The 2,149-nt window shown below is 69.5% G+C and carries 2 protein-coding genes and 1 pseudogene; all 3 read left to right on the forward strand.

What is annotated here, in order from left to right; translation table 11 throughout:
- A partial coding sequence (gene ntrB / locus ABNT58_RS16190) for a nitrate ABC transporter permease (protein ID WP_348754483.1) occupies positions 1 to 696 on the forward strand: 696 nt, incomplete at its 5' end.
- A gap of 13 nt (positions 697 to 709) precedes the next feature.
- Entirely contained in the window at positions 710 to 1,510 is an 801-nt protein-coding gene (locus ABNT58_RS16195) for an ABC transporter ATP-binding protein (RefSeq protein WP_348754484.1), read from the forward strand.
- Between the two features lie 145 nt (positions 1,511 to 1,655).
- Positions 1,656 to 2,149: pseudogene (locus ABNT58_RS16200) on the forward strand (hypothetical protein); the annotation flags it as partial.

The raw sequence follows: 2,149 nt of genomic DNA on the forward strand, positions 1-2,149 counted from the left end.
CTCACGCGGGGCAGCACCACCTTTCCCACGCCGCAGGCCACCTTCGAGGCGGCGGTCAAGCTGTTTGCCGATCCGTTCTACAGCAACGGCCCCAACGACCAGGGCATCGGCTGGAACATTTTGTTTTCGCTGGAGCGCGTGGCCGTGGGCTTCGGCCTGGCGGCGCTGGTGGGCATTCCGCTGGGTTTTCTCATCGGCCGCTTCGAGTTCCTCAGCCGCATGGTCAATCCGCTGATCAGCCTGCTGCGGCCGGTGTCGCCGCTGGCCTGGCTGCCCATCGGCCTGCTGGTGTTCAAGGCCGCCAACCCGGCCGCCATCTGGACCATCTTCATCTGCTCCATCTGGCCGATGGTGATCAACACCGCGGTGGGCGTGCAGCGGGTGCCGCAGGACTACTTGAACGTGGCCCGCGTGCTCGACCTGAGCGAATGGAAGGTGATCACGCGCATCCTGTTTCCCGCGGTGCTGCCCTACATGCTGACCGGCGTGCGGCTGAGCGTGGGCACCGCCTGGCTGGTGATCGTGGCCGCCGAGATGCTGACCGGCGGCGTGGGCATCGGCTTCTGGGTGTGGGACGAGTGGAACAACCTCAACGTGCAGCACATCCTGATCGCCATCTTCGTCATCGGCATCGTGGGCCTGCTGCTCGAGCAGGCGCTGGTGGCGGTGGCACGGCGCTTCTCCTTCGACGACTGACCGGGAGCCGAACATGACCGCATTCATCCAGGTGGACGGCGCCGAGATGGTGTTCAGCACCCGCAAGGGCCGTTTCCATGCGCTGCGTGACATCCACCTGCAGGTGGCGCAGGGCGAATTCATCACGCTGATCGGGCATTCGGGCTGCGGCAAGAGCACGCTGCTCAACCTGATCGCCGGGCTCACCCGGCCCACCGCGGGCGCCCTGATCTGCGACGGCCGCGAGATCGCCGCGCCGGGGCCGGAGCGGGCGGTGGTGTTCCAGAACCATTCGCTGCTGCCCTGGCTGACCTGCCAGGAGAACGTGCACCTGGGCGTTGAACGGGTGTTCGGCGCCCGCGAGACCAAGGCGCAGCTGGTCGCCCGCTCGCAGGCCGCGCTGGACCTGGTAGGCATGAGCCACGCGGCCGCCAAGCGCCCGCACGAGATCTCGGGCGGCATGAAGCAACGGGTGGGCATTGCCCGCGCGCTGGCGATGGAGCCCAAGGTGCTGCTGATGGACGAGCCCTTCGGCGCACTCGATGCGCTGACCCGCGCCAAGCTGCAGGACGAGCTGCTGAAGATCGTGGCCCGGGTCCACACCACCGTGGTGATGGTGACGCACGACGTGGACGAGGCGGTGCTGCTGTCCGACCGCATCGTGATGATGACCAACGGCCCGGCCGCCACCATCGGCGAGATCCTGCCCGTGAACCTGCCGCGCCCGCGCGACCGCGTGGCCCTGGCCGAAGACGCCGACTACGTGCACTGCCGCAAGCAGGTGCTGGACTTTTTGTACACACGCCACGGTCAGCGCGAGAAAACCGCTGCTTGACCGGCCCTGATCGCCCCACCAGACCCCATTGATCACTTTTATCATCTAATGGCACTTTTGCGAGACGGGCAAGGTCCAAGCGATGACGAGCGAGGCGATGGGGGTAGGGCTGTACGCCTGGGCGGCAGCCATGCTGGTAATCACGATGGCAGCGCGCCTGCCGGCGGCGGCGTCTGCAGGCGCTTCGCCCGAGCTGCAGGCGGCCCACCGGCTGGCGCGGGGCCTGTGGGCGGTGCTGGCGGCGGTCGCCTGGTGGGGTGTGCACCTGATGTCGGCCGCGCTGGCCGGCCCGCCGGGCTTGCTGTTGCGGCCCGTCTGCCTGCTGGCCTCGCTGCTGCCGGCGGTGGGCGGCAGCGTCGCGGCGCTGCTGTTGCAGGTGCGGCGCCAGGGCGGCCACCCCGCAGCGGCCGCGCTGGTGCAGGCCCTGGGCTGGCTGGCGCTGCCCGTGGTGGCCCTGGACATCGACACGGCGTGGGCCGGGGGCGTATGGCCTTGGCCAGCCCTGGCCGGCGCCTTCGTCGCGCTGCTGCTGGCTTCTGCCGGCACCCTGCGCGCCGCGAGTGTGCCGGCCTGGCCGGCCTGGCGCCTGGCCGTGCATGCGGCGCTGCTGGCGGGCTTGATGGCCGGCGCCAACCTGGC

This window comes from uncultured Aquincola sp. (genome assembly GCF_964001545.1).
Taxonomy (GTDB): Bacteria; Pseudomonadota; Gammaproteobacteria; order Burkholderiales; family Burkholderiaceae_C; genus Aquincola.

Bases quoted from the DNA above. Each gene is read 5' to 3' on its own strand.
- ABNT58_RS16195 (WP_348754484.1), top strand. From the start codon at position 710: ATGACCGCATTCATCCAGGTGGACGGCGCCGAGATGGTGTTCAGCACC.